Annotated in this window: 17 protein-coding genes; 7 read left to right on the top strand and 10 right to left on the bottom strand. The window is 41.1% G+C overall.

Annotated elements, in window-relative coordinates:
* Positions 1-10 precede the first annotated feature (10 nt).
* The 4 genes from DIU38_RS11645 to DIU38_RS11630 form a co-directional block, all read right to left on the bottom strand.
* The gene (locus DIU38_RS11645) at positions 11-1270 is read right to left on the bottom strand and encodes a nucleoside permease (RefSeq protein WP_112654870.1); all 1260 of its coding nucleotides are present in this window, start codon (positions 1268-1270) and stop codon (positions 11-13) included.
* 213 nt (positions 1271-1483) lie between these two features.
* A complete protein-coding gene (locus tag DIU38_RS11640) occupies positions 1484-2083 on the bottom strand; it encodes a bifunctional nuclease family protein (RefSeq protein WP_091164922.1) in 600 nt (199 codons plus the stop codon).
* Positions 2084-2106: 23 nt separating this feature from the next.
* Positions 2107-3084 carry an electron transfer flavoprotein subunit alpha/FixB family protein gene (locus DIU38_RS11635; RefSeq protein WP_112654869.1) on the bottom strand — a complete coding sequence of 326 codons (978 nt, stop codon included), beginning with the start codon at positions 3082-3084 and terminating at the stop codon, positions 2107-2109.
* A 29-nt stretch (positions 3085-3113) separates the two neighbouring features.
* Positions 3114-3851, bottom strand: coding sequence for an electron transfer flavoprotein subunit beta/FixA family protein (locus DIU38_RS11630; RefSeq protein ID WP_112654868.1), 738 nt, complete (start codon positions 3849-3851; stop codon positions 3114-3116).
* A 45-nt stretch (positions 3852-3896) separates the two neighbouring features.
* On the opposite strand from DIU38_RS11630, the gene DIU38_RS11625 reads away from it, so the two are divergent.
* Positions 3897-4238, top strand: coding sequence for a tetratricopeptide repeat protein (locus DIU38_RS11625; protein ID WP_112654867.1), 342 nt, complete (start codon positions 3897-3899; stop codon positions 4236-4238).
* A 176-nt stretch (positions 4239-4414) separates the two neighbouring features.
* Positions 4415-5614, top strand: a complete 1200-nt coding sequence (chrA, locus tag DIU38_RS11620) for a chromate efflux transporter (protein WP_112654866.1) — start codon at positions 4415-4417, stop codon at positions 5612-5614.
* A 78-nt stretch (positions 5615-5692) separates the two neighbouring features.
* Here chrA and dnaB read toward each other — a convergent pair whose 3' ends face one another.
* Positions 5693-7258, bottom strand: a complete 1566-nt coding sequence (gene dnaB / locus DIU38_RS11615) for a replicative DNA helicase (protein ID WP_091163915.1) — start codon at positions 7256-7258, stop codon at positions 5693-5695.
* 305 nt (positions 7259-7563) lie between these two features.
* Here dnaB and rlmB point away from each other — a divergent pair, with 305 nt between their 5' ends.
* Complete coding sequence (gene rlmB, locus DIU38_RS11610) at positions 7564-8334, top strand: 23S rRNA (guanosine(2251)-2'-O)-methyltransferase RlmB (protein WP_112654865.1); 771 nt, start codon at positions 7564-7566, stop codon at positions 8332-8334.
* 70 nt (positions 8335-8404) lie between these two features.
* On the opposite strand, the gene DIU38_RS11605 is transcribed toward rlmB, so the two are convergent.
* Positions 8405-9490: a mannose-1-phosphate guanylyltransferase gene (locus tag DIU38_RS11605; protein WP_149354084.1), complete on the bottom strand. Its 1086-nt coding sequence runs from the start codon at positions 9488-9490 to the stop codon at positions 8405-8407.
* A 260-nt stretch (positions 9491-9750) separates the two neighbouring features.
* On the opposite strand from DIU38_RS11605, the gene recQ reads away from it, so the two are divergent.
* Positions 9751-11943 (top strand): DNA helicase RecQ, encoded by a 2193-nt coding sequence (recQ, locus tag DIU38_RS11600; protein WP_112659158.1) that lies wholly within the window; start codon positions 9751-9753, stop codon positions 11941-11943.
* Positions 11944-12037: 94 nt separating this feature from the next.
* Here recQ and DIU38_RS11595 read toward each other — a convergent pair whose 3' ends face one another.
* On the bottom strand, positions 12038-13942 hold the full coding sequence (locus tag DIU38_RS11595) for an OmpA family protein (RefSeq protein WP_112659156.1): 1905 nt from the start codon (positions 13940-13942) through the stop codon (positions 12038-12040).
* A gap of 38 nt (positions 13943-13980) precedes the next feature.
* Complete coding sequence (locus DIU38_RS11590) at positions 13981-14604, bottom strand: 7-carboxy-7-deazaguanine synthase QueE (RefSeq protein WP_090525991.1); 624 nt, start codon at positions 14602-14604, stop codon at positions 13981-13983.
* Between the two features lie 321 nt (positions 14605-14925).
* Between DIU38_RS11590 and DIU38_RS11585 the strand changes: the two genes are divergently transcribed.
* From DIU38_RS11585 to DIU38_RS11575, 3 genes are all read left to right on the top strand, one after another.
* Positions 14926-15690, top strand: coding sequence for a hypothetical protein (locus DIU38_RS11585; protein ID WP_112659154.1), 765 nt, complete (start codon positions 14926-14928; stop codon positions 15688-15690).
* Between the two features lie 77 nt (positions 15691-15767).
* Positions 15768-16490, top strand: a complete 723-nt coding sequence (locus DIU38_RS11580) for a hypothetical protein (RefSeq protein ID WP_112659152.1) — start codon at positions 15768-15770, stop codon at positions 16488-16490.
* Positions 16487-16822: a Rieske (2Fe-2S) protein gene (locus DIU38_RS11575; protein WP_112659150.1), complete on the top strand. Its 336-nt coding sequence runs from the start codon at positions 16487-16489 to the stop codon at positions 16820-16822. Before DIU38_RS11580 ends, DIU38_RS11575 begins: the two co-directional genes overlap by 4 nt.
* A gap of 62 nt (positions 16823-16884) precedes the next feature.
* Here DIU38_RS11575 and DIU38_RS11570 read toward each other — a convergent pair whose 3' ends face one another.
* Together DIU38_RS11570 and lepA are read right to left on the bottom strand one after the other, a co-directional pair.
* The gene (locus DIU38_RS11570; RefSeq protein WP_112659148.1) at positions 16885-17766 is read right to left on the bottom strand and encodes a bifunctional 5,10-methylenetetrahydrofolate dehydrogenase/5,10-methenyltetrahydrofolate cyclohydrolase; all 882 of its coding nucleotides are present in this window, start codon (positions 17764-17766) and stop codon (positions 16885-16887) included.
* Positions 17767-18152: 386 nt separating this feature from the next.
* Positions 18153-19940 carry a translation elongation factor 4 gene (lepA, locus tag DIU38_RS11565; protein ID WP_112659144.1) on the bottom strand — a complete coding sequence of 596 codons (1788 nt, stop codon included), beginning with the start codon at positions 19938-19940 and terminating at the stop codon, positions 18153-18155.
* Positions 19941-19947: the final 7 nt, after the last annotated feature.

Genomic DNA, 19947 nt, shown 5'->3' with positions numbered 1-19947 from the left:
TCAGAATAACTTACGCATGCTGTATAGCTTCAACAAGCGCTTTATTATGCTTATATCTGAATACGAAAGGGAAAACAATTGCAATTACAAGAGCATACCCGGCAAACGTAAGCCAGATCCCATGCCAGTCTTTGCCACCGCCGGGCAGCAGAAAGAAATGATCGATAATAAGTCCGCTTGCAATACTTCCGAAAAAAGCCCCGAAGCCGTTTACCATCATCATAAACAAACCTTGTGCACTTGCCCTGATGTTGGGAGTAGCCTGGGTTTCAACGAAAAGTGAACCAGATATATTGAAGAAATCGAAAGCCATACCGTAAACAATGCATGATAAAACAATCATCCATAAACCACCTGCCGGATCGCCAAAGGCAAAAAGGCCAAAACGCAACACCCAGGCCAGCATGCTGAACAGCATTACATACTTAATACCAAACTTACGCAGGAAGAATGGGATCAGTAAAATGAAAAACGTTTCAGAAAACTGGGAGATGGACATGATAATGGCCGGATATTTTACGCCGACAGAATCTTTATAAATGGCTATATTTTTAAAGTCTTGTATAAAGGTATCACCGTACGCGTTGGTAAGTTGCAGTGCTGCGCCCAAAAGCATCGAAAATGCAAAGAAAATAGCAAACTTTGCATCTTTGAATAGTTTAAAGGCATTTAGCCCCAATGAATCAACAAACGATTTGTTATTTGCTTTGGCCGAAAGTGGCGGGCATTTAGGAAGACTAAAAGAATAAATGCCAAGTGCAAGGGCTACGGCCGATGCAATATAAAACTGGTTGGGAGAGGTTTCGTTGTGTGTGAGACTCACTGTCCACAACGCAGCTATGAATCCAATAGTTCCCCAAATCCTGATAGGGGGATAATCTTTAACTACATCTTTGTTATTACTTTTTAACGCCGAATATGCAACTGTTATTGATAATGAAAGGGTTGGCATATAAAAGATCATGTTTATCAGCATTACCCAGAAAAAGGCGGAAGGACTGGTAATTAAAGGCAAGGTAAATAAGGATGCCGCCCCTAAAATATGCATGATACCGTAAAGCTTTTCAGCATTGATAAACCTATCGGCTATAATACCCGTAAGGGCAGGCATAAATATTGCCGAAATACCCATAGTACTGAAGATTGCCCCAAATTGTGCGCCCGACCAATGTTTATCCTGGAACCAGTATGCACCAATGGTAAGCAACCAGGCACCCCAGATAAAAAATTGCATAAAATTCATCAGTATTAAGCGGAACTTAATATTCATATGGTACCGGGTTTAAATAATTTTAGTCAGTGTTAAATTAAAAGCGGAAAGTAGTGAAATAAATGTAAATCAGAAAGCTACAAGTGTAGAAATTACGATTGTTAAACAGAAACCCAAGGGGTGAGTTTCTGTTATATGTCATTCACGATTAAATTATATTTTTTGAAAAAGTACATTCGGGTAAATCCGAAATAGAAAATTCGAACTCCGAAATCAGGAAGCTTTACGCTTGTTCAGTTCATCGCGGATCTTCGCTGCTTTTTCGTATGACTCTTCGGCCAGGGCTTCCTGGAGTTTTGTTTTCAGCTCCTCGGTACTGATAGAAGCATAACCGCTAACCGATGCACTAACAGATTTTTCTTCGGGTGTTTCGTTGATATTTTCCAGATAAACAAAATCGTTGCCTTCTATAACAATACCCGCAGTTGAAAGAATAAATTCATAAGTGAAGATTGGGCAGTCAAAGCGTACAGCTACCGCAATAGCGTCAGAAGTGCGGGCATCTATTTCTACAGAACGCTTTCCGTCGCTGCAAACCAATTTTGCATAAAATATCCCATCAACCAAATTATAGATGATCACTTCCTGAACTTCAATCTGGTAAGCCTGTGCGAAACTTTTAAACAAATCGTGCGTAAGCGGGCGGCTTGGGGTCATTTTTTCTATTTCGATAGCGATAGCCTGAGCTTCAAAGCTTCCGATGATAATAGGCAAGCGACGACGGCCGCTAACCTCGCCCAAAACAAGTGCATAGGCACCCGATTGAGTTTGACTGTATGATAAGCCGACAATATCAAGCTTTATTTTTTTCATGTTATTCCCCATCACACCTGTATTTATACTGAAGCTTTATATTCTTTAACGGCTGCAATTAATTTAGGGAGTACTTCAAACGCGTCGCCCACAATTCCGTAATCTGCCACCTTAAAAAACGGTGCTTCCGGATCTTTGTTTATTACTACTATGACTTTTGATGAACTTACCCCGGCCAGGTGTTGAATAGCACCTGAAATACCGACTGCAATATACAAATTTGGACTGACAGCTATACCGGTTTGTCCAACGTGTTCGCTATGTGGCCTCCAGCCTGCATCCGAAACAGGTTTTGAGCATGCGGTGGCAGCACCCAAAAGGCTGGCAAGATCTTCTATTATGCCCCAGTTTTCCGGGCCTTTCAAACCACGACCTCCCGAAACAACAATTTCTGCATCGGGCAGAGAAACTTTGTCGGTTGAACGAACGATTTCTTTGATCATGGCCTTGAAGTCAGATGCTTTGGTTTCGACGCTGAAATCCTCAACCTGGGCAGCAACAGCTGTTTCCACAACTTGATAAGAGTTAGGCACAAGTGCGATAACCTTAATAGCAGAAGTAAGCTCAACAGTGGCAAAGGCTTTACCAGAGAATGCTGTTTTTTTTACTTTAAACGAGCCACCGGCCTGTTCAGGTAACGCTACTGCTCCATCGGCAACACCGGCTCCCAGTTTAATACCTATACGGGGCGCTAAACCACGGCCCGAAAAGGTGTTTGATAATACCACAACTGCAGAACCTTCTTTTTTGGCCGCCTCGGCTATGACAGATGCGTAGGCCTGGTTTACAAATTCCTTCAATTTATCTCCTGATACATTAAGCACTTTATTTGCACCGTATTTACTTAATAAAGCTAATTCGGTGGCGTCAACGTTGCCTATTGAAACAGCGGTAAGGGAAGTATTATTTTGATCGGCAATGGCGCGGGCATAAGAAACTGCTTCAAAAACTGATTTCTTGAATTTGCCCCCGGTATTTTCCGCATATATTAAAACTGACATATTTATCTGTTAATGATTTAGATCATAATTTATATAACACGCGCTTCGGTATGCAGCAGCTCAACCAGTTTAGCAGTATCATCAGCAGGTATAAGCTTCACCTGGCCGCGTGGAGCAGGTGTTTCATAACTAATGATCTCCGAAAATGTTTTTACCTCAATCGGTTCAACAACTGTAAGTGGCTTGGTTCGGGCAGACATAATGCCGCGCATATTGGGTATTTTGGGTTCGGCCACCCCTTCGGCTGTACCGGCTACAAAAGGATAGGGGATAGTTAAAACTTCTTTACCACCTTCAATCTCGCGCTCAACGGTTGCATCTGTGTCAGCGGCATCTAATTTTTTAATGATGGATACCGATGGCAGATCAAGCAGTTCGCCAAGCATACCGGCAACTTTTGATCCATTATAATCAATAGATTCACGACCTGTCAGGATCAGATCAAAAGGATTTGATTTTACATATTGCGCAATCTGATACGCTACATACCAGGCATCGTGCGGTTTAGCACTTATTCGTACCGCGTCGGTAGCGCCAATGGCCAGGGCTTTACGTATAGTGGCTTCTGTATTGGCTTCCCCAACATTTATTACAGTTACTGTACCTTTACCGCCGTCGGTTAGTTCAATGGCGCGGGCAAGTGCAATTTCATCATAAGGGTTAAGTATAAACTGAACCCCGTTTGTATTAAATTGCGTGTTATTATCAGTAAAAGTTATTTTTGTGGTGGTATCAGGGACATTACTTACACATACCAGAATCTTCATATCAATAGGTTTTTGCAAATTTAGTTAAAAAAGATAGAGTTTAAAATGGAGTTAAGCAGATTGAATAAGCTGTTGGAATTTATAAAAAATGAACCGGATGATGAGTTTCTGAAATATGCCCTGGCAACTGAATATCTGCGTCTGAATGAGACAGATAAGGCACTTGCCTATTATGAAGACCTGGTAAATAACCACCCCGGCTATACAGGTACCTATTATCATTTGGGTAAGCTTTATGAAGCGTTAAACCGAAAGGATGACGCCATTAAAACTTATGAAACCGGCATGAAAATGACAAAAGAAAAGCGCGATAACCATGCTTTTTCTGAATTGCAGGCAGTGTACAGGCAAGCAATGGGTTTTGAAGAAGACGATGACGATTATTAGCCTTTAGGGTTCATAGTTGATGGTTCATAGTTCATGGCAACTGAACAATGACCTTTAGGTTTTAGCTTTATAAACTAAATGAGTTTACTTATAATAATTGATATTAGGCTATAAAGCATGGTCTTAAGAGCCATCACCACAAACTATGAACCATCAACTATGATCTTTTTTAAAGAATGAAAAAACGGCAACTTATATTCCTTCGGGATGTGCTAATTTATACTTTTACCGCTTTTGGCGGGCCGCAGGCCCATATTGCTGTTTTACTGCGCGAGTTTGTTGAAAAACGAAAATATATTACCGAAGATGAGTTGATGGAGCTTAATGCCTTATCGCAGGTATTGCCCGGCCCTTCGTCAACCCAAACGCTGGTTGGGATAGCCTGGAAAGTGGGTGGACTTAGGCTGGCTATTATTACATTTTTAATTTGGATACTGCCCTCGGCTACTATTATGTGTATGGCGGCTATCAGTTACAGTATGGTTGCTAATAAGGCCAAATTTGCTCATGTAATCAGTTATGTACAGCCTATAGCGGTAGGCATAGTTGCTTATGCCACTTATACATTTGCTAATAAATTTTTGAAAACCAGGATCAGCACCATGCTGGCTATTGGTTCACTGATTGTGACACTCATCCTTCAAAATGCTTATGCCTTTCCGATACTGATATTGCTTGGCGGCATTATATCATCGGCCATGGAAACTCAGCAGCATGAAAACGAATTGAGGGTAAAGCTGTATTCAAATGTAAACCCTAATAAAGTAGCTTACTTTATAGGTATTCTGCTTTTTTTTGCTGCTTTAGGTGCGGTTGTAAATCAAACGTCCCCATTAAGTTTACCAATCCGTTTATTTGAAAACTTTTACCGCAACGGCATTCTTATTTTTGGAGGAGGACAGGTGCTGGTACCACTCATGTATACCGAATTTGTTGAGGTTAAGCATTACTTAAGCCGGTCGGAGTTTTTGTCGGGATATGCCTTGCAGCAGGCTTTGCCTGGGCCTACATTTTCATTTACTTCGTTTTTGGGCGGCATAACGCTTGGCAACAAAGGATACAGTATTTGGGGGCAGGTAATTGGGAGCCTGGTTGCTGTTATTGGCATCAATACACCAGGACTTATCCTTATCCTGTTTATTGTGCCGTTTTGGGAGGATCTGAAGAAGATTACACGTATAAAAAACTCACTGAGCGGTATAAATGCAGTAGCTGTAGGTTTTATGGCTACTGCGCTGATTTTACTGGTAAGGCCTTTTGGCTTAAATTGGACAGCCTATGCCTTAATGATTGGCACCTTCCTGGTGCTGCATTTTACCAAAATAAAAACACCGATAGTGATCATTATCGGTGTGGTTTTAGGAATAATATTTTGATTTGCGATTTCGCATTTTTGATTTCGGATATTGTCTTTAAATAAATCCGAAATCGAAGGTTCCACATTCGAAATGAGATTAAAACGGAGGTTCATCATCTATGTCGTCCATTCTTGATGGACGTATAATGAAGTTACTCTGCTTTTCAAAATCCTGCGAAGGGGCAAGGCCTGCGAAAGCGTTACCTGCGGGAGGGGGGAAGCCATCCATACCTTCTTCAAGATTTGTGAACTTAACATATTTGCCCACAAATTTAAGCCGAACAGTACCTGTTTCACCGTTACGGTGCTTGGCTATAATTACCTCGCCCACACCCTGGGTTGGATTACCGTCCTCATCTTCGGTCAGACCATAATATTCTGGACGATAGAGGAATAATACCATGTCTGCGTCCTGCTCAATAGCGCCCGATTCACGTAAGTCTGAAAGCATTGGTCTTTTTGAGTTGCCCGGCCGGCTTTCAACCGCACGGCTTAACTGCGAAAGTGCAATTACCGGCACACTGAGCTCCTTGGCAACTGATTTTAAAGCACGAGAAATGCTACTGATTTCCTGCTCACGGTTGCCCCCGCCACCTTTGCCTTCAGCTTTGCCATGCATCAGCTGTAAGTAGTCGATAATGATTAACTGGATATCATACTGTGATTTTAAGCGGCGGCATTTTGCCCTGAACTCAAAGATGTTTAGGGCAGGTGTATCATCAATGATGAACGTTGCTTTTTCAAGCCTGCCAATTTTAGAGTGTACCTGCTGCCATTCCCATTCTTCAAGTGTGCCTTTACGTATTTTTTCCTGCTCAATTTCTGCCTCGCCGGCTATCAAACGGTTAACTAACTGTACAGATGACATCTCCAGCGAAAATACAACAACAGGTTTGTCAAAATCAACCGCTGCGTTACGGGCACAGCTTAATACAAAAGCTGTTTTACCCATCGCCGGACGTGCCGCAATGATCACCAGATCTGATTTTTGCCAACCTGACGTCATCCGGTCAAGGTTGGTAAAGCCAGAGGCAACACCTGTTAAGCCATCCTTTTTATCCTTCAGGGCTTCAATGTCGCGTAGGGCCTCATGAACAAGATCGTCCATATTACGGGCATCCCGGCGTAAATTGCTCTGGGCTATTTCAAACAGATTTTTTTCGGCCATATCCAACAGGTCGAATACATCTGCGGTATCCTCATATGCATTGTTGATCACCTCTGTAGAAATGCGGATCAGTTCGCGCTGAATAAATTTTTGAATGATGATGCGCGAATGGAATTCGATATTGGCGGCCGATGCAACGCGGCTTGTAAGTTCAGTGATATAGTAAGCACCGCCAACCATTTCCAGCTCGCCAAGCCTGCGTAATTCGGCAGTCACGGTAAGGATATCTACAGGCTGTGTTTTTTCAAACAAGATTTTTATTGCAGAAAAAATCTTTTGGTGATTGGTTTGATAAAAAACTTCGGGTTTTAAAACATCTATAACAGATGAAAGGGCATCTTTCTCCAGCATAAGGGCGCCTAAAACTGCTTCCTCCAAATCCGTAGCCTGTGGCTGCAATTTGCCGCCTGCAATGAATGGGGTAGGATTAGGGATCCGGCTGCGGCGTTCAAAAGTATTTGGCTTGTTATACTGGTTGTTATTCTCAAAACTCATAAGGGTACAAAAATATACAAAAAACGCTTCGACAGGCAAAGTAAACACCTAACATAGTGTATCGGCATTTTAAAATAATCATACACAGGGTGATAATTTTAAGGTTTTTAATAAACACCTCGGTGTTGATAACTTTTTAAGGGAATTTGGGCTGATTGATTTTCAGCTAATTGAGTCAATGTTAATAAAGTTTTCAAGTGTTGATAGCATCTGCACTCAAACGCCGGTAAACCCAAAAGGGTTATCAGTTCAATAACGGCTTAATCAATTAATATAGCTACTTTTGCCAAAATTTAAATCATAAAATGGCATTTAATTCAAGGCCTCAGCGCGAAAGCAATCAGATGGTTTTTGGTATCAGGGCGGTAGTAGAAGCGATTCGCTCGGGTAAAGAGATTGAGGCGTTATTTATACAGCGAGGCATAGGCGGTGGCCTGATACAGGAGCTTAAAGAACTGATGAACGAATATCAGATAACCGCACAGCAGGTTCCGGTTGAAAAACTAAACCGCATTACCCAGAAAAATCACCAGGGAGTTATAGCTGTGATTTCGCCTATTGTTTATCAAAAGATAGAGAACATCATTCCAGAAGTATTTGAAAAGGGGGAAACGCCGTTAATTTTAGTTTTAGACAGCATTACTGATGTAAGGAACATGGGTGCGATTGCCCGTACTGCCGAATGTGCCGGTGTGCATGCCATCGTGATCCCAGCCAAAGGCTCGGCGCAGATAAATCCTGATGCCATTAAAACATCGGCCGGCGCATTATACAAAATCCCTGTTTGCCGGCATGATAATTTTATGCAAACTGTACGCTTCCTCCAGGAATCAGGCTTGCAACTGGTTTGTTGTACCGAGAAAACACAGGACAATATTTACACTCCGGATTATACCGGACCTACTGCCATCGTTATGGGATCGGAAGAAGACGGCATTCGTAACGAGATCATCCGGATCTCCGACCACCTGGCCAAGATCCCTATGTTCGGCGAAATTGAATCGTTGAATGTATCGGTATCTACCGGGGTGATTTTGTATGAGGCGATAAGGCAGCGATCTTTGTCAGTTAATTAAAGGTTAGAGATTGGGGATTAGGAAACAGTCTTTAACTAATCTCTAATCTCCAGCCTCTAATCTCTAAATACTAAATATATTTCGCCCCGAACTTATTCTTCACATCAGCCACAACCTGTTTGATGTTCTGTTCCTGGTCGCGGGGGCAAATGAGCAGGGAGTTGTTCGATTCTACTACGATATAATCATGCAGCCCCTGCAATATTACCAGTTTTTCGCCCGGCACGTTTACCATGCAGTTTGAAGAGTCATACATGATCACTTTTTCTGCAGGGATAACGGCATTACCTACATAATCCTTTTCGGCAAGGTCATATATTGATGCCCAGGTACCCAGATCGCTCCACCCAAAATCCGAAGGTAATACATACACATTATCTGCTTTTTCCATAATGCCGTAATCTATCGAGATATTAACGCATTGCTGGTAAGCCTTGTGTATATAAGACTTTTCATCGTCTGAGTTATAAACTGGCTTCGCATCAGCAAAGATCTCATGCATTTCGGGCAGGTATTGATTAAAGGCCTTAACAATAGTTTTGGTCGACCAAACAAAGATGCCGGCATTCCATAAAAAGTCGCCGCTTTGAATAAAGGTTTTAGCTATTTCAAGAGTGGGTTTTTCGGTAAAGGTTTTTACTTTATGAAACTCATCGTTGATAACGTTATCAGTGTATTGAATATATCCGTAACCGGTATCGGGCCTTGATGGTTTAATGCCCAGGGTTATCAGATAATCATTTGAAGCGGCGGTTTGCAATGATTTTTCGATAGCGGCAACAAAAGCATCTTCATCCAGGATCTGCTGATCGGAAGGGGCTACAACAATAGCGGCATCCGGGTTAAGGCTTTCAATTTTAAAACAACCATAGGCAACACAAGGAGCGGTGTTTCGCATTACCGGTTCGGTAAGGATCTGCTGATCCTCCATATCGGGCAATTGTTGTTTTACCAGTTTGGTGTAGTTTTCGTTAGTAACAACGTAAATATTTTCTTTGGGGCAAACTTTCAGGAAACGTTCGTAGGTGTTTTGTATTAAGGTTTTACCGGTACCAAGTATATCTATAAACTGTTTAGGGTGCGATGTACGGCTTATCGGCCAAAAGCGGCTTCCAATCCCTCCAGCCATAATTATCGCATAATAGTTTTTATTCATGAGCAAGTAAAGAATTTTAATTTGGTATATCGACCGTAAAAATGTGTAATAATTTGTTAATTATCCATTAAGTGTAGCTAAATAATTTAATGGTAGGCATAACCACAAATTTGTCTGGTTCTTTAAATGAACGAGCAATGAAATTGTTTTTCATCTAATCATCATTTTTGCATAAAATTTAAAAGTAAATCCATCGTTTATTTAGAAAATTTTGTTACTTTAAACTTTTAAATACAATTTAAGAATTTGTTAAAATAATGATAGAAACAAAGAAATCGCTATTTGACAATCTCCAGAATTTTTTCGGGTTTGATAATTTTAAGGGAGAACAGGAAGCGATAATAACCAACATCCTGGCCGGTAATGATACATTCGTTATTATGCCTACCGGTGGCGGCAAATCGATGTGTTATCAGTTACCAGCTTTGATGAGCGATGGCACGGCAATCGTAATTTCACCATTGATAGCCCTGATGAAAAATCAGGTAGATCAGCTCAGGGCGTTTGGAGGATCAGATAGTATAGCCCATTTTTTAAATTCATCACTTACAAAATCAGAGATAGGCAAGGTTAAGGAAGATGTACTGGCAGGGAAAACCAAGTTATTGTACGTGGCCCCCGAATCGTTAACCAAGCAGGAAAATATTGATTTCTTACGCCTTAACCACGTTTCATTCGTGGCGGTAGATGAAGCGCATTGCATTTCGGAGTGGGGGCATGATTTCAGGCCCGAATACCGCAAAATACGCCAGGTGATCAGTAATATAGGTGAAAATATCCCCATAATTGCTCTAACAGCTACAGCTACCCCAAAAGTTCAGCAGGATATTCAAAAAAACCTGCAAATGAATAATGCAACCGTATTTAAATCGTCATTTAACCGGGGTAACCTGTTTTATGAAGTTAGGGCCAAGCGTAATGTTATCAAAGAGATTGTAAAATTTGTAAAACAAAATCAGGGCAAATCGGGAATTGTGTATTGCCTTAGCCGCAAAAAGGTTGAGGAAGTAGCCGAGGCGCTGAACCTTAACGGGGTAAGGGCATTGCCCTATCACGCAGGGCTTGATCCTAAAGTGCGTGCAGAAACGCAGGACAAATTCCTGATGGAAGATGTTGATGTTATTGTTGCTACGATTGCATTCGGTATGGGTATTGATAAACCCGATGTTCGCTACGTTATACACCATGATGTGCCTAAAAGTATGGAAGGTTACTACCAGGAAACAGGAAGGGCCGGGCGTGACGGAGGAGAAGGTGTTTGCGTGGCTTTTTATTCGGAGAAGGACATTGATAAACTTCAGAAATTTATGAAAGACAAGCCTGTTTCAGAACGTGAAATAGGTACTCAGATACTAAAGGAAGTTATCGATTATTGCGAGTCGTCGGTTTGTCGCCGTAAACAATTATTGCATTATTTTGGCGAAAACTTTAATGAAGCAGGCTGTAATAACATGTGCGATAATTGCTGTACCCATAAAGAACATTTTGATGGGGAGGAGCACCTGCACAGGGCATTAAGTTTGATTAAGCATATTGGCGAAAAGTTTGACGACCACCATATCCTCAGCATATTAATGGGTGAGGAAAATGCTCAGATCAAAAATTATGAGCATGATCAGCTTGACTATTACGGCTCGGGCAAAGAACAAGGTAAAAATCTTTGGAACTCGCTTTTAAGGCAGGCGTTACTCAACAATTACATTTCAAAAGACATTGATCAATACGGGCTTTTAAGGCTCACCAAAAGTGGCATTGGCTTTATTGAGAATCCACACAGTATCCGTTTTGTTTTGAATAAGGTAATGGAGGCTGCTGACGATGACAACGATGACGACGGACCAAAACAAAGCGGCGGTGCACTTGATACCCAGTTGCTGCAAATGCTTAAAGAGCTGCGTAAAAAGCTGGCCAAACAAAAAGGATTGCCACCGTTTGTAATATTCCAGGATCCTTCGTTAGAAGAGATGTGCACCCATTATCCGATCAACACCGAAGAACTTAAACAAATTTCGGGTGTTGGTGCAGGCAAGGCGCTGAAATTTGGTAAACCATTTACGGATTTGATCCAGAAATATGTAGAGGATAACGATATTGACCGGCCAATTGATATGGTGATCAAGAGTGCTGCCAATAAATCGGCGCTTAAAGTTTTCATTATCCAAAATATCGACAGGCATTTAAACCTTGATGATATTGCTGCTTCAAAAGGTCTTACTTATGAGGAGATCCTGAAAGAAGTTGAAACTATAGTTAACTCAGGAACCAAACTTAATCTGAACTACTATATTGATGAGGTGATTGACGAAGATAAGCAGGAAGAAGTATTTGATTATTTCCGCACTGCAGAAGCCGACTCTATTGATGAAGCCTTAGCCGAACTGGGCAGTGATGATTACACCCGTGAAGAGGTGCAGTTAATGCGTATAAAATTCATGTCGGAGTTGGGGAATTAGTTGCTAAAAAGTTCTGATAAAGAAAGCCTTTAGATTAAATTCTGAAGGCTTTTTGCTTTCCACTCTTCCCTGATTTCCGCTTTGGCTTTAAGGTTTATTTAGTTATAATCATAAATTCCGTGCGTCTGTTCTTTGCCCTGTCTTCCTCTGTTGTATTAGATGCTATCGGTTGCGTTTCACCGTATCCTTTGTAAATAAGGCGTGTAGGGGCAATTCCTTTCGATACAAGATATTGATAAACAGACTTTGCCCTGTTTTCAGATAAGGTTTGGTTACCCTGGTGATTACCTGTGTTATCTGTATGACCTGAGATCTCAATACGGGTAGTTGAGTTTACCCCTAAAAATTCAATGAGCTTGGCAAGTTCGGCTTTTGATTCCTTTTCAAGGTCAAACTTATTAGTATCGAAGAAAATATTTTTAAGGATTACCTTATTGCCAATTTCAATGGGTGATAACAGTGCCACAATGTTAAACGGGCTTTTAATCTTATAATTTTTAAGCGAAAAGTTTTCGGAATAAAACAGATATCCGCTTTTTGAAATATTAAGTGCATAGTTTTTGCCCGACGTTAGTGTGGCTAAAAAGTCCCCCTGTTCATCGTCACTGTAATCCTGGTAAACTGGCAAGTTACTTTCCAGGTCAATAATCTCAATTGCAGCTTCAAGGGGGGCTTTTGTCTTTACGTCTTTTACAAAGCCTTTAACATACGTTACCAAATGGGGCCGCAACTTAACAGGCAGTTCGAACTTATAAATATCATAACCGCCCAAACCCTTTAAATTATCCGATGAAAAGAAAGCATAATCTCCGGCGGCAGTTAATGATAAGCCGCCCTCATCACCACTGGTATTGATAGGATATCCAAGGTTTTCGGGCTTTTGCCATTTACCGTCTTTATCCATGCGGCTAACAAACAGGTCCTTGCTGCCTAAACCCGGCCACCCGTCGCTGCTAAAGTAAAGTGTACTGTCATCAGGGTGAATAAACGGTGATAATTCATTGTAGGGGGTATTAATATTGGGGCCAAGGTTTTCAGGTTCGCCCCATCCTTTTTCACCCAGCGTGCTTTTCCAAATGTCATAGCCGCCATAACCACCTTTACGGTTACTTACGAAGTAAAGCGTGCGGCCATCGGCATTTATCGAGGGTTGGGATTCCCAGCCCGACGTATTTACCGGTGGGTTTAGGTCAACAGGTTTCCCCCAGTCATTTCCCCGTTTTTGAGCGATATAAATGTCGCAACGGCCCAAACCGTCGGGGCGATTGCATCCCGTGAAAAACAGGTATTTACCATCCTGCGATATGGATTGTGCACCTTCGTTATATTTTTCAGTATTAATTTGGTTGCTTAAATAAGTAGCAGTATTCCACTTGCCATTTATCATTTCGCTTTTATAAAAATCTTCGTTGTTATTGATTTTTCGGGTAAATATCAACGTGCCTTCGTCGGCTGTAGCAACCGGGAGGTACTCGTCATTGGCAGTGTTTATTTCAGGGCCGATATTTATAGGTTTAAATGGTACCGGATGTGTCATCGCCTGGATGCTGAATTTGGCATCGGCAAGCATTTTTTTTGCGTAAGTATTGTTTTGAGGGCTTATATCAGGGTAGGTAAGGTATTTTTCGAGATGTTGCTGGGCCTGTGCGTAGCCTGCATCGTGGATTTCCATTTCAGCGGCTTTGAGGTATACCCCCCTGTTAAATTCCGGACTAAGTGAAATGACTTTAGCGTATTGCTCAACAGCTGGCTTGTACATGCGTTTCATTCGGTACAGGTCGGCGAGTAATAACCGCGCTTCTATAAACTTTGAATCTTCGCTAATAGCTTTAAGCGAGTTTTGAATCGCCTCATCATAAAGATGTTCATCAAGGTTTTGATAAGCGGTAGCAAAATATTTTACAGCTTCTTTATTGGATGATGAATACCGGGTTTGCTGCTGGGCGCCAAGCAAAGCAGGTAAACACAATGCAAGCACCAATAATACTGCAATCTTCATTTGTAACTTAGGATAATTAATACCGTAAGTTACAAAGATTATGGAATATTCAGATACTTATGTGTTTGTAGTGAAATTTCCCATTGTGGGTTTTCTTTTACATAATCCACAATCAGCGGGGTCATTTCTTTGGATTTTGACCATTCGGGCTGCAGGTAAAGCTTACAGTCGGGCGATACCATTTTGGCGTGATATTCAGCCCATTCAAAATCGGATTTATTGAAAACGATGACTTTTAACTCGTGGGCGCATTCGGCTACGTTTGGCGTAGGCGCTTTGAATTTTTTGGGTGAAAGGCAAATCCAGTCCCAATCGCCCGAAAGCGGATACGCACCCGAAGTTTCAATAAATGTTTTTATTCCCTTTTCGTGCAGGTTGTGGGTCAAATAATCAAGGTTGTAAATAAGCGGCTCGCCACCGGTAACTACAACAGCTTTTGCAGGATGAAGGGCAGCGTTGCTCACAATTGTATCAGCCGCGGTAAGGGGATGTAACTCGGCATCCCAACTTTCTTTAACATCACACCAATGGCAACCTACATCACAGCCGCCAAGGCGAATAAAATATGCGGCTTTGCCCGTATTGTACCCTTCCCCCTGTATCGTATAAAACTCTTCCATTAAAGGAAGCAGCGTGCCGTCGTCTGGTATTTGGTGTGCCATAGTTATTTGAGGGTGCAAAGGTACTGAAATATAGGCGAAAGCTAAAAGGTGAAAGCCAAAAGGTTACACTAATATGGAAGTACCTTAATAAGGCGAAAGGTAAAACGCCAAAGGTGAAAGCTCTTGGCTTTATCATCAAATTACATTATAAAAAAAATAAAAGTACACGCTAAAATACCTTTTGCCTTTCACCTTTATCTTTTTGCCTTTTTTTATTTTCATTTATAATTGTTATAATTACTTTAATTTTAAGATAACCAATTAAATCTCTTTTCGTAAAATGCAATAACTGTATCGTTAACGCTTAATTTATATCCGGAGATGAAAAAGCTTTACCTTCCTTTATTTTTAATGGCAGTGCTTTGTTTTAGTTCATGTGTAGATATTGAAGAGCATTACGATTTTAAAAGCGACGGAACCTGTAAAGTTGCCTACGCCTTTGATATGAGTAGGGCAGTATCGGTATTGGTTAATTTGATGTCTGATTCGGTTAAGGAAACGCCTCAATTTAGTTTGGTTAAGGACACTACGCTTAATTTTTATAGTGCGATACCCGATAGCGCCCAGCAAAAACTGAAAGCCGCTGAAATTGAACTGGCCAAAAGCAGTGAGCTAACAGTTAACATGAACCTTAAAAAGAGTGTTATGAAAGTAACGCTTAATCATACGGCTAAAAACGCCGCAGATCTGCAATACTATCTTCAAAATGTATCGAAAATAGCCCTCAATACCCAGATAAGCGCTATTACCACCACCGATAAAACGAATAAGCCATTCGATGCACGTCAAATGGTAGGAGGGCAGGACTACTACTCGTATGATATAACTCCCCATAAATTTTACCGCATCATTGATAAAGCTAAGTTTAACGCTTTTTTAAAGAAAACTCAGGCCACTTTCATGATGGCCAAGGCAATGCTTATCGATATGCCTTATAAGGTGATCCTGAGGTTTGCTCATCCTGTAAAGAAGATCAATAATTCAAAGGCTATGCTCTCGGCCGACAGGAGGGAAGTTACACTTGTTACCAGCATGGACGAGGTAATTAAGAATCCAAATGTGATGAATCTGAAAATTGATTTTTAAAATCGGTTGGCTCAATAAGATTCAGAAATGTTGGCGTAATATTAGATTTTGAAACTTGCAGTGCATAACTTGTACTCATGAAATCTGACCTTGACCAAATTATCGAATATTTTGAAGGTGAAAAGAAATCGCTTGAAGTGTCAATTAAGAAAAGCCTTGCTGAGTATGACTATTTATATGCCCATTATCAACAGGAAGGCCTTTGGCGTTTAGATAGTCATCTTGGCGCATTAAAGCGTTTTAAAGATCCTTTTTACGTTAAAAAGAGTTTACTTGAAAGATGGATTAGGTGGATGGACTCTTCTTTTGAAGATGGCGAACGTTCTGCTTTTGATAAAGAGCAAATAGTTGAAACGAGAAATGAACTTAAAAAATTAAACCGGCAGCAAACAGATCTTTATTTTAATGATAGCCAGGTAATTGACAACGCATTGTTCGATTTGTATGAAAGGCGAATTAGAAAATTCAGGTTTTGCCTGAGCGCGGAAGAAAATTTTAATCTTGATTTTGAAGTCTCCGGAGAGTTTTTAAAAATCAGCCATCCGTTAGATTCACAGTACAATAATTTTGTTGATTCGGCAGACTTTGATGACGATGATATAGCATCTCGATATCCTTTAATAAATCTTGGCTTTAGGTGGGATACAGCGGAAAAAAAGTTTGTATATTATTATGATATGAACGGGTTTAAAGAAGCCCTGCCAGTAAAGATCTTGTTATCCCGTATAGCTTATGAAAAATTCAGCTTTGATCTGGACAATCCCGATTTAAATCCCTTTGTTAATATATTCGATAAATGAAATGGTATAAAGTTTTGGGATTAGTCTATATGGAAGGCACATTTATAAAAAAGGTTAAGGTTGGCGGTAAAAGTATTTGCCTCGTAAATTTTGAAACTAAGCTTTATGCAGTATCTGCTAAATGTCCTCATGCCGGAGCCGATTTAAGCGAAGGCCTGTGCGTGAGGAAGCTGATTGTTTGTCCATATCATCGCTATACTTATAATCTTGAAACAGGAAAAGGTGGCGAAGGGCAAAATGATTTTATTGAAACTTATCCTGTGGAAGTAAGGGAGGATGGAGTGTACGTTGGCGTAGCCTCTATTTGGGATAAGTTGAGAGGATTTAAGTGAGGGGTTGATTAAGTGAATGGAAAAAAGGAACCATTCACCTAATCAACCCAATAAACTACTCACTATTTATACACCTCTTTATTAGCCGAAGCCAATGTGTTTTTAAGCAAACCGACAATGGTCATCAAGCCTACGCCGCCTGGTACTGGGGTAATCCATGATGATTTTGGTGCTACGTTTTCAAAATCAACATCGCCGTAAAGTTTAAAGCCCGATTTTGTTGTAGTTGAGGTTTCGCGGTTCATACCCACATCAACAATTACTACACCATCTTTAACCATATCGGCAGTAATGAAATTCTTTTTACCGATAGCTACGATCAGTATGTCTGCATCAAGAGTGAATTTTTTGATATCGGGTGTGCGACTGTGGCAAATGGTTACTGTACAGTTGCCCGGCGTAGTGTTGCGTGCCATGAGGATACTCATTGGCGAGCCAACGATATTGCTGCGGCCAACAACCACGCAATGTTTACCGGCAGTTTCAATACCGTATTCTTTAAGCATTAAAGTAATGCCATAAGGAGTTGCCGGTATAAACGATGGTAAATTACGCTGCATGCGGCCCAGGTTAACCGGGTGAAAGCCATCAACATCTTTACGATGGTCGATACGCTCGGTTACTTTTTCGGGATCGATATGTTTTGGTAGCGGAAGTTGTACGATAATGCCGTCGATATCAGAATCAGCATTGAGCTCTTCAACTTTTTTCAGCAACTCTTCTTCAGTAACATCGTCTTCATAACGCACCAGCGATGATTTGAAGCCAACTTTTTCGCAGTTCTTCATTTTGCTGGCTACATAAGTTTCACTGCCACCATCGTGACCAACCAATACTGCCACCAGGTGAGGCTTCCTGCCGGTTTTTTCTAATATTTTAGCTGCTTCTTCAGCTATTTCAACCTTAAGTTTTTCTGAAACGTATTTTCCGTCTAAAAGCTGCATTATTAAATGTGTTTAACCAAGTGATCAGGCAACGGAGGCAAACTTAAATTTACCGGCTCTGATTTCACTCGTATTCTTATAAAAGGCCTGTTATCCAGGGATAGTTTTAATGTGTGATTTTGATTTATCTTGTTAATGATACTTTCAATAGTTTCTGTTTTATTGTTCAGGAGCATTTCAAATATAATTTTATTTGAATCTGCGTCTTTATTGAAAGCATCAATGTAATATTTTGGTTCACCGGCATCGTACACAATCCATTTGCCATAAATAAAGTCTCCTAAATGAATATGTTTAACAAATCCGGTTGCTGTAAGATATGTAACTAACCTGTACAGAATATATTAATTTATTCACTCTCGCTCCCCTTCAAAGGAATTAAGAGATTAATCCAACTTTAAAACTGCCATAAATGCCGACTGCGGTATCTCTACGTTACCTACCTGACGCATGCGTTTTTTACCTTGTTTCTGTTTTTCCAACAGTTTACGCTTACGGGAAATATCACCACCATAACATTTGGCGGTCACGTCTTTACGTAGAGCTTTTACTGTTTCGCGGGCTATGATCTTGGCGCCGATCGAAGCCTGGATAATAATCTCAAACTGCTGGCGGGGTAAAAGTTCCTTTAATTTTTCGCAGATCTTTTTACCAAAATCATATGAATTACCGCGGAAGATCAGGGATGAAAGTGCGTCAACAGGTTCGCTGTTTAAGCGGATATCGAGTTTAACCAAATCTGACTGACGATAACCAATCTGGTGATAATCGAAAGAGGCGTAACCTTTTGAAATGGTTTTCAGCTTATCATAAAAATCAAATACGATCTCGCCCATTGGCATCTCGAAGATCAGCTCAACACGCTCGGATGTGAGATATGACTGATTTACGATGGTACCGCGTTTTTGAATACAAAGCGACATTACCGGGCCAACAAATTCAGATTTGGTGATGATAGTAGCTTTAATATAAGGCTCTTCTACAAAGTCAATTTTACTTGGATCAGGTAGATCGGACGGGTTATTTACCGTAAACGAATCGCCCTTGGTGGTGTGAGCCAGATATGATACGTTGGGAACGGTAGTGATCACCGTCATGTTAAATTCGCGCTCCAAGCGCTCCTGGATGATTTCCATATGCAGCATGCCCAGGAAACCGCAACGGAAACCAAAGCCTAAAGCCGCTGATGATTCCGGTTCAAAAACCAACGATGCATCATTGAGCTGTAATTTAGCCATTGACTCACGAAGTTCTTCATAGTCCTCGGTATCAACAGGATAAATACCTGCGAATACCATTGGTTTGACCTCTTCAAAACCTTGTATACCTTCTTCGCAAGGGCGGTCAACATGGGTGATCGTATCACCAACCTTAACCTCTTTTGCTTCCTTTATACCTGATATGATATAACCTACGTCGCCGGTTTTGATTACGTCTTTAGCTAACGGGCGCAATTTAAGCGTGCCAACTTCATCAGCAAGATATTGCTTCTCGGTAGCTACGAATTTTACTTTGTCGCCTTTTCGGATCTCGCCGTTTACAACTTTAAAATAAGCTATGATGCCACGAAATGAGTTGAACACCGAATCAAAGATCAGTGCTTGCAGCGGAGCTTTAGGATCACCTACCGGAGCGGGCACACGCTCAACAATGGCGCGTAAAATATCATGAACACCCATGCCGGTTTTGCCCGATGCGGCAAGGATCTCCTCACGTTTGCAGCCTATAAGATCGACTATTTGATCCTTAACTTCCTCGGGCATAGCGCCGGGAAGGTCCATTTTATTCAGGATCGGGATAATTTCAAGGTCGTTCTCTAAAGCCAGATAGAGGTTTGAAATGGTTTGCGCCTGGATACCCTGTGCAGCGTCCACTATTAGTAAAGCGCCTTCACACGCTGCTATTGAACGTGATACTTCATATGAAAAATCCACATGACCGGGGGTATCGATCAGGTTGAGCACATATTTTTGACCATCAAGGACATAATCCATTTGTATGGCATGGCTTTTTATGGTGATACCGCGTTCGCGTTCCAGATCCATATCGTCAAGCAATTGCGCCTGGGATTCGCGCTGCGTTATGGTGTTAGTATACTCTAATAACCTATCAGCAAGTGTGCTTTTGCCGTGGTCGATATGTGCTATGATACAAAAATTACGAATGTGCTCCATTGAACCG

This window comes from Mucilaginibacter metallidurans (assembly GCF_003286435.2).
GTDB lineage: Bacteria > Bacteroidota > Bacteroidia > Sphingobacteriales > Sphingobacteriaceae > Mucilaginibacter > Mucilaginibacter gossypii.
This window is presented reverse-complemented; position numbering and strand designations above follow the sequence as displayed.

Excerpts from the sequence above, each read along its gene's own strand:
- DIU38_RS11645 (WP_112654870.1), bottom strand. The coding sequence starts at position 1,270 with ATGAATATTAAGTTCCGCTTAATACTGATGAATTTTATGCAATTTTTT.
- DIU38_RS11640 (WP_091164922.1), bottom strand. The coding sequence starts at position 2,083 with ATGAAAAAAATAAAGCTTGATATTGTCGGCTTATCATACAGTCAAACT.
- DIU38_RS11635 (WP_112654869.1), bottom strand. The coding sequence starts at position 3,084 with ATGTCAGTTTTAATATATGCGGAAAATACCGGGGGCAAATTCAAGAAA.
- DIU38_RS11630 (WP_112654868.1), bottom strand. The coding sequence starts at position 3,851 with ATGAAGATTCTGGTATGTGTAAGTAATGTCCCTGATACCACCACAAAA.
- DIU38_RS11625 (WP_112654867.1), top strand. The coding sequence starts at position 3,897 with ATGGAGTTAAGCAGATTGAATAAGCTGTTGGAATTTATAAAAAATGAA.
- chrA (WP_112654866.1), top strand. The coding sequence starts at position 4,415 with ATGAAAAAACGGCAACTTATATTCCTTCGGGATGTGCTAATTTATACT.
- dnaB (WP_091163915.1), bottom strand. The coding sequence starts at position 7,258 with ATGAGTTTTGAGAATAACAACCAGTATAACAAGCCAAATACTTTTGAA.
- rlmB (WP_112654865.1), top strand. The coding sequence starts at position 7,564 with ATGGCATTTAATTCAAGGCCTCAGCGCGAAAGCAATCAGATGGTTTTT.
- DIU38_RS11605 (WP_149354084.1), bottom strand. The coding sequence starts at position 9,490 with ATGAATAAAAACTATTATGCGATAATTATGGCTGGAGGGATTGGAAGC.
- DIU38_RS11595 (WP_112659156.1), bottom strand. The coding sequence starts at position 13,942 with ATGAAGATTGCAGTATTATTGGTGCTTGCATTGTGTTTACCTGCTTTG.
- DIU38_RS11590 (WP_090525991.1), bottom strand. The coding sequence starts at position 14,604 with ATGGCACACCAAATACCAGACGACGGCACGCTGCTTCCTTTAATGGAA.
- DIU38_RS11585 (WP_112659154.1), top strand. The coding sequence starts at position 14,926 with ATGAAAAAGCTTTACCTTCCTTTATTTTTAATGGCAGTGCTTTGTTTT.
- DIU38_RS11580 (WP_112659152.1), top strand. The coding sequence starts at position 15,768 with ATGAAATCTGACCTTGACCAAATTATCGAATATTTTGAAGGTGAAAAG.
- DIU38_RS11575 (WP_112659150.1), top strand. The coding sequence starts at position 16,487 with ATGAAATGGTATAAAGTTTTGGGATTAGTCTATATGGAAGGCACATTT.
- DIU38_RS11570 (WP_112659148.1), bottom strand. The coding sequence starts at position 17,766 with ATGCAGCTTTTAGACGGAAAATACGTTTCAGAAAAACTTAAGGTTGAA.
- lepA (WP_112659144.1), bottom strand. The coding sequence starts at position 19,940 with ATGGAGCACATTCGTAATTTTTGTATCATAGCACATATCGACCACGGC.